Origin of the sequence: Streptomyces katrae, assembly GCF_000966975.1 — a bacterium.
GTDB lineage: Bacteria > Actinomycetota > Actinomycetes > Streptomycetales > Streptomycetaceae > Streptomyces > Streptomyces katrae.
On the sequence record NZ_JZWV01001493.1, the window covers coordinates 1 to 2,629 of the forward strand.

Below are 2,629 nucleotides of genomic sequence, written 5' to 3' on the forward strand. Positions count from 1 at the left end.
GGTGTGGGGTGTACGACGTGTCCGGACTGTAGGTCGACGAGTGCGTGGGGGAGGCGATGGGGCCGGAGTCGTCGTCGCTGCTGCTCGCCACCGCGACGCCGATGATGACCGCGGCGGCGACGCCGAGCGCCAGCAGGCAGCCCAGGGCCCCCGACTTGCCGGAGCCGGAGGGCGCCGCGGGCTGCGGCACGTGAAGGGGGCCGAACGGGCCCGGCACGGTGGCGCCGGGCGCGGTGGGCCCGGCGGTGGTGGGGCCGGGGGGTGTGGGGTCTGCGGGGACCCGTATCCGGAGCAGGACCTCCTCGCCGCCGACGCGGGCCCGTACGAGGTCGCCGTTACGGGTCGGCGGTATGCGCAGCCTCACGTTGCCGGACGCCAACGGGACGTCGACGGTCGCTCCGGCGGCCGCCTGCGCGGGGGTGAGCGTTAACTGGATTTCCTCTGACGGCTCTGACGACACCGGCTGCTCCTCAAAGTGGCGGCGCCCTGGCGGACTTCGGGGATTCTTCCCCCTTCGCCCTGGCTGACGCAGCCGTTCCGGCAGGCCGGAACCGAACCGTGAGGTGTGCGGACCAGGGGTGGAGATCGTTCGCGGGGTGTGGAGCTGTGGAGGAGGGCTGGGCCGAGGGGTGTTCGAGCGGTGCGCGCGTGCGTAGATTACCGGCGGTAACCCCCGATCGACCGAGGAGAACGAGCCGTGGACGCTGCCGAGCCGAAGCTGGTCGAGCCCGTCAAGACGATCGTCGCCGGAGTGGTGCGCGAGGTGGCGGTGCCCGCCCTCGCCGGGACGCCGGCCGGCGGATCGCTCGGGGACCTGCCCTTCCTCAACGCCCTGGAGGCCCCCGGCGAGCCCGTACTCGCCCGCAAGGAACGCGACGGGACCTGGCGGGACGTCACCGCCGCCGAGTTCGCCGCCGAGGTGCTCGCCGTCGCCAAGGGACTGATCGCCGAGGGCCTCGCGGAGGGCGACCGGCTCGCCATCATGGCCCGGACCACCTACGAGTGGACCCTGCTGGACTTCGCCGGCTGGGCCGCCGGGCTGGTCACCGTCCCCATCTACCCGACCTCCTCCGCCCTCCAGGCCCGCTGGATCATCCACGACTCCGGCGCCGTCGCCTGCGCCGTCGAGGACACCGTCCAGGCCCGGCTCATCAGCGCCGAACGCGCCCACCTCCCCGGCCTCGCCCACCTGTGGGAGTTCGACACCGGAGCCATCGGCCGCCTGGTCAAGGCCGGCGAACACCTCCCCGACGCGGTCGTGCAGGCGCGGCGGGCCGCCCGCACCCCCGACTCCTACGCCACCCTCGTCTACACCTCGGGAACCACCGGGCAGCCCAAGGGCTGCACGCTGACCCACGGCAACTTCTTCGCCGAGGTCGACAACGCGGTGGCCCTCCTGCACCCCGTCTTCGACTCCGTCAGCAAGGACCCCGCCTCCACCCTGCTCTTCCTGCCGCTGTCGCACGTCTTCGGCCGGATGGTCGCCGTCGGCTGCATGCGCGCCCGCGTCAAGCTCGGTCACGCGCCCAGCATCAAGACCGATGACCTCCTCGCCGACCTCGCCGGTTTCCGGCCCACCTTCCTGCTCGCCATCCCCTACGTCCTGGAGAAGGTCCACAACACCGCCCGCGCCACCGCCGAACGCATGGGCCGCGCCTCCTCCTTCGACCGCGCCGCCCGCATCGCCCAGCGCCTCGGGGAGGCGGCGGTGGCGGGTGAGGCGCCCGGGCTGGCCCTGCGGGCCGGCCGCGCCCTGTACGACCCGCTCGTCTACCGGCGCATCCGGGCCGCGCTCGGCGGCCGCGTCCGCTACATCCTCAGCGGCGGCTCCCCCCTCGGCCGGCGCCTCGCCGCCTTCTACACGGGCGCCGGCATCGAGGTCTTCGAGGGGTACGGGCTCACCGAGACCACGGCCGCCGCGACCGTCACCCCGCCGCTGCGGCCCCGCCTCGGCACGGTCGGCTGGCCCCTGCCCGGCACGGCGGTGCGCATCGCCGACGACGGGGAGGTGCTGCTGCGCGGCGGACACGTCTTCGCCGGGTACTGGAACGTCTCGGCGCAGCCGGCGGGGGAGTGGCTGGCCACCGGCGACATCGGCGAACTCGACGCCGACGGCTACCTCACCATCACCGGCCGCAAGAAGGACCTGATCATCACCTCCGGCGGCAAGAACGTCGCTCCCGCCCCCCTGGAGGACTGGCTGCGGGCCCATCCGCTGGTCGGCCAGTGCATGGTCATCGGCGACAACCGGCCCTACATCGCGGCCCTCATCACCCTGGAGCCGGACGGGCTCGCGCACTGGCGGCAGATGCACAAGAAGCAGGGGGTGCCGGTGCGGGAACTGGTCACGGACGCGGAGCTGCTGGAGGAGTTGCAGCGGGCGGTGGACGAGGCGAACCAGCTGGTCTCGCGGGCCGAGTCGATCCGTCGCTTCGCCGTTCTCCCCGGGGAGTTCACGGAGGAACGGGGACACCTGACCCCGTCCCTGAAGCTCAAGCGGGGCGCGGTCGCACGGGACTACGCCCCCGAGATCGAGGCCCTCTACCAGACCCCGCGCGGCTCCTGAGGGGCCCTCCCCGCCCCGCCCTTCACCCGTTCTCGCCTCAAACGCCGGCGGGGCTATAGACAG

1 protein-coding gene and 1 pseudogene are annotated in these 2,629 nt (G+C 73.3%); one reads left to right on the forward strand and one right to left on the reverse strand.

The genetic code is table 11. The annotated features are described in order from the left end of the window. Positions 1 to 364, reverse strand: a pseudogene (locus VR44_RS38605) (hypothetical protein); the annotation flags it as partial. A 333-nt stretch (positions 365 to 697) separates the two neighbouring features. Between VR44_RS38605 and VR44_RS38610 the strand changes: the two are divergent. Beyond that, the gene (locus VR44_RS38610) at positions 698 to 2,566 is read left to right on the forward strand and encodes an AMP-dependent synthetase/ligase (RefSeq protein WP_245692870.1); all 1,869 of its coding nucleotides are present in this window, start codon (positions 698 to 700) and stop codon (positions 2,564 to 2,566) included. Positions 2,567 to 2,629 lie beyond the last annotated feature (63 nt).